This is a genomic window from Piscicoccus intestinalis NBRC 104926 (genome assembly GCF_001515525.1).
GTDB classification, from domain to species: Bacteria; Actinomycetota; Actinomycetes; order Actinomycetales; family Dermatophilaceae; genus Kineosphaera; species Kineosphaera intestinalis.
Genome location: NZ_BCNQ01000236.1, coordinates 1 through 3893, shown reverse-complemented (window position 1 = coordinate 3893; position 3893 = coordinate 1). Strand labels below are relative to the sequence as shown.

Below are 3893 nucleotides of genomic sequence, written 5' to 3'. Positions count from 1 at the left end.
CGTCGTCGCCGGCCGACGCGCCGTCGTCGCTGGGCTCGGTCGCTCCAGCGGCCCGGGCGTTGCGGCGCGGCGCCTCGACATGCGGTGAACCCGACTCCGCGGCCCGGGCGTCGGCGGAGTGATCCGGGTCGAACCGTCGAAGCGAGGCGGCCTCGTCGTCGCTGGGCCGCTTCGGGCTGCCCGGGGTGTGCCCGGTGGCCGTGCTCATGAACGTTGGTACTCCTGCTTCGCATGGGTGACAGGTGCCGACTCCGGCCCCTCACCGGCCGACACGCTTCGATGCTGTCGAATGTGGTCCCAGGCCCGGTTTCCCCGCGCTCGGGCCGGCTCCATTGTCTCCGGCATCGACCGATCAACTCGGCACCGCCGCACCATGTTCCAGAGGCGGAGGAACTCGGGTGTCTGGTCAGGATCGGGCCGAGAGCCTTTCGTCACGCATGGAGGCGTCACCGCCTCGAGCCCGCCGATCAGTGCCACCCCCTGCGCGCAGCGTTCGAACGGCGCGCCCTCATCGGAGTTCTCCTGGTCCGCCGGCGGACGATCGAAGCCAGTCGGCGTAGCGGCGCTCGTCCTGGGTGAACCGCCCCGTGGGGAGCAGGCCGTGGTCGCGGAACGCTCGGCCCGGGTAGGGGACGCCGACCACCGGAACCCGCCGGCCGGTGGCCGTTGCCAGGTCGCGGGCCATGGCGTCGGCGCGCAGGCGTTCAGGGCCGACGAGCTGCCTCTTCTCGCGCCCCGGCCCGGCCTCGACGGCGTCGGCCAGGGCGACGGCGACAGCGTCCGGGTGCACGGGTTGCAGGGTCATCGCAGGGACGAGGGCGAACGGGCCGAGGCGGCCTTGGGTCAGGAATTGCCGCGCGAGACTGAACCATGCCGTGCTCGCCACGACCCTCACCGGCACCGGCGACGCCACGTAGGTCTCTTCCTGCACCGCCTTGCCGGCGTAGTAGCCCAGTGCTCCGCGAACCTCCGGTTCGATGGCGTTGACGATGCCGACGACCACGGCATGCCCGACACCGGCGGTGAGCGCTGCCTCGGTGAGGCGTCGCGCAGTCGTCAGGAAGAACTGCTCGGCGCGCCGGCGCCGGACGGTTGTGATGTTCAGGCAATCGACGAGACAGTGCGCCCCGTCCAGCGCTGCAGGCAGCCCGCGACCCCTCTGCGCATCGACACCGCTGGAACGCGACGCAGGGACGACGCGATGTCCGCGTGCCTGCAAGATCTGGGTGACTCGGGCTCCCATCTCGCCGTGGGCGCCGACGACTACCACTTTCATCGGATCCGCTCCTTGTGCTCAGACGGTCGGGTCGGCACCGAGACGAGGCGCCGAACCCCGGCGTCGGGTGCGTTGCTCACGTCGTGCGTCCTTCAGAGGAAGCTGACGAGCACTACCGCCACCGACATGGCCAGCATGCCCAGGCAGTTGAGCCAGAAGTCGCGGCCCAGATAGCGGGAACGCACGTGCATGGTGGCCGCGACGACGAAGTAGGCGACGACGGCGACGCTCGTCGTCAGGCCGAGCCAGGGCACCCAGAGCCCGGCGATGAGTCCTGCCGCGGCGGCGGCCTTGAGCCACACGAGCAGTGGCCACCATCGTCGGGGCAGTCGGACACCGTCGAGGCAGGCGACGATGAAGGGAGGTCGGAGCAGGACGAGCAGCGCGTCGGCGGCCTGGACGATCGCCAGCAGCACCACGGGCCACCGCGGATCGGGCAGCATCACGGTTCCCCCGCCCGGTCCTGGCTCGGCGCGTCGCCGGGGCCGACTCCGTCGGACATCGGCTCGCTTCGGTCCGCGGACGCGACGAAGCCGGTCAGCAGGGCCGCGAACTTCTCGGGCTGGTCCTCCCCGATCAGCGTCGCGCACTCCTCGAGCACGACCAGACGTGCGTCGGGATACAGCGCCGCCAGGCGCGGACCGTGGTCGGCGGGCATCATGGCGTCCTGCGCCGCCCACACCACGAGCACCGGCCGGTCGAATTCCCTCCAGCGCCGGGACAGCTCGAGCAGCCGACGGCGCGGCGGTGCGCCGGCGGCGAACTTGGCGAAATCACGTCGCACCCGACGGTCCCGCCGCGCCGGGGTGAACCAATCGCGCAGCAGGTCATCGGGAATGCCCGCCACCGCCATCGCGCCGTAGCCGCCGCGCATCTGCCGGACCGGCCGCAGCCGCATCGCCTGCAGCAATACCCAGAACGCGCCGGGCACCCGACCTGCCACCGCCAACACCCGCGCCGGCTTCGGCGGGAAGTTGTCGAACGCCTCGCAGGCCGCCAGCACCATGCGCCCGATGCGCTCGGTCCGTCCGGCGTTGATCAAGAACTGGCCGCCGCCCCAGTCGTTGAGCACCAAGGTCACATCGCGCAGATCCAGCGCGTCCAGGAAGTCGCCGAGAATGCCCGCGACGCCCTGCTGGGTCAGATCGGCGTCGGCGCGCATGGCGATCCGGTGCCCACCGAGGGGCAATGTCGGTGTGATCACCCGCAACCCGGAAAGCAAGGGCACGACCTTGCGCCAACAGCGCCCGTCCATCGGCACCCCATGACACAGCACCACCACCGGCCCGTCCCCGCCGGTGTCGCCATAGCTCACCGAACCGGCGGGCACCTCAACAGTCGGCATAACGGTCTCCCTCCTTCGACCAGTTCTCCATATGTAGAGAGCGACTGTCAAGAGTCAATTGGCTCAGTCAGGCTCGTGTTGTCCTGTTCTGCTGGGCAGTGCGCGGCGGACCATCTCCGTGAACTCGGCGACCGCCGCATCCGCGCCGGGGCGGTCGTGGTCGATGAGGAGTTGGAACAGCAATCCCTGTCCGACCGCGAGCGTGAGTCGGGCGAGATCGGACGCGTGGTCGATCGTCGTGTAGCGCTCATAGACCGCTGAGAAGGCGCGAAGTTGAGCGGCCACCATGACCTCGGCCAGGTCGTCTGCGTAGACCTCGCCGCGCATGGCGTGGGCCGCCAGTTCGAACCACAGGGCCCCGTACCGGTAGGCGCCGTCAGCGGTGGCCTGCCAGTTGCGTTGCGCTGCGACGAAGACATCGGGCTCGTCGGCGAAGAGGGTGTGAATGTGATCGGCCTGGGCGCCGGCTACTGCGTCGATGATGGCGGCGAGCACGGCCTCGCGTGATCCGAAGTGATAATTCAGCATGCGCTGACTGGTGCCGATGCCGGCCGCAAGCGTTCGCAGGCTGGTGTCCTTGACGCCGTGTGCGGCGTAGTAGTCGAGCACGCGGGCAAGGAGTCTGTCGCGGGCCGTTGACGCCACGTTTATCTCAGCTCGCTGTGTCTGGTGAGTGCGTCGGCCTCGGTGCGGATCATCTTCTCGGCGCGAGACGTCAGCAGCCGGTCTGCGAGCCAGGCGAACGGGCCCGTCCACTCCAGGAGCAGTTCGAGCACCGCGCCGTCTCCGTCCGAGCGCACCGTGTGGATCGCCGTAGTGGTCACTGCGGGAGAGCGACTGATCCACGTGAACGAGTGGCCGGGATGCCACGCAGAGATCCGGTAGGTGGCTGCCGGGAGCCCCGGCTGCTTTACCCGATACCGCGTGCCGACGCCGGAAGCGGACACGTCGAGCGGTGTGACGGAGGTGAATGTGGGGGCGTATTCAGGCCAGGAGTGAACATCCGCGACCGTCTCCCATAGCCGTTCGGGTGAGGCCGTCGTTGTCGCCTCTATTCGCATCATGTATCAAACGATACAAGATGCGGTGGTGCGTTTCGGAGTATGGGCGGCGGGCGTGATGGGTTCCGTGCGCGGGGTCTGGATGGATCGCAGTGCAGGTCGCGCTAGCGCGTATAGCGAAAGATGAACAGGTGGTGGCCGCCAGTTGCCGCTACCAGGTCGTCGGTTACCGCTAGTGCCGACAACGACGAGGCGGTCCTGAGCGCGCTGA

6 protein-coding genes are annotated in these 3893 nt (G+C 69.1%); all 6 read right to left on the bottom strand.

Annotated features, from left to right (window positions below):
• On the bottom strand, positions 1-208 hold a 208-nt coding region (locus tag PINTE_RS20605), incomplete at its 3' end, for a hypothetical protein (RefSeq protein ID WP_157087428.1).
• A 300-nt stretch (positions 209-508) separates the two neighbouring features.
• Positions 509-1270 (bottom strand): SDR family oxidoreductase, encoded by a 762-nt coding sequence (locus tag PINTE_RS20600; RefSeq protein ID WP_217996673.1) that lies wholly within the window; start codon positions 1268-1270, stop codon positions 509-511.
• 98 nt (positions 1271-1368) lie between these two features.
• The gene (locus tag PINTE_RS20595; RefSeq protein ID WP_068434342.1) at positions 1369-1719 is read right to left on the bottom strand and encodes a DoxX family protein; all 351 of its coding nucleotides are present in this window, start codon (positions 1717-1719) and stop codon (positions 1369-1371) included.
• On the bottom strand, positions 1719-2621 hold the full coding sequence (locus PINTE_RS20590; RefSeq protein WP_068434338.1) for an alpha/beta fold hydrolase: 903 nt from the start codon (positions 2619-2621) through the stop codon (positions 1719-1721). Before PINTE_RS20590 ends, PINTE_RS20595 begins: the two co-directional genes overlap by 1 nt.
• A gap of 63 nt (positions 2622-2684) precedes the next feature.
• Entirely contained in the window at positions 2685-3230 is a 546-nt protein-coding gene (locus PINTE_RS20585) for a TetR family transcriptional regulator (protein ID WP_068434336.1), read from the bottom strand.
• A gap of 38 nt (positions 3231-3268) precedes the next feature.
• Complete coding sequence (locus PINTE_RS22305) at positions 3269-3682, bottom strand: SRPBCC family protein (RefSeq protein ID WP_245643085.1); 414 nt, start codon at positions 3680-3682, stop codon at positions 3269-3271.
• Positions 3683-3893 lie beyond the last annotated feature (211 nt).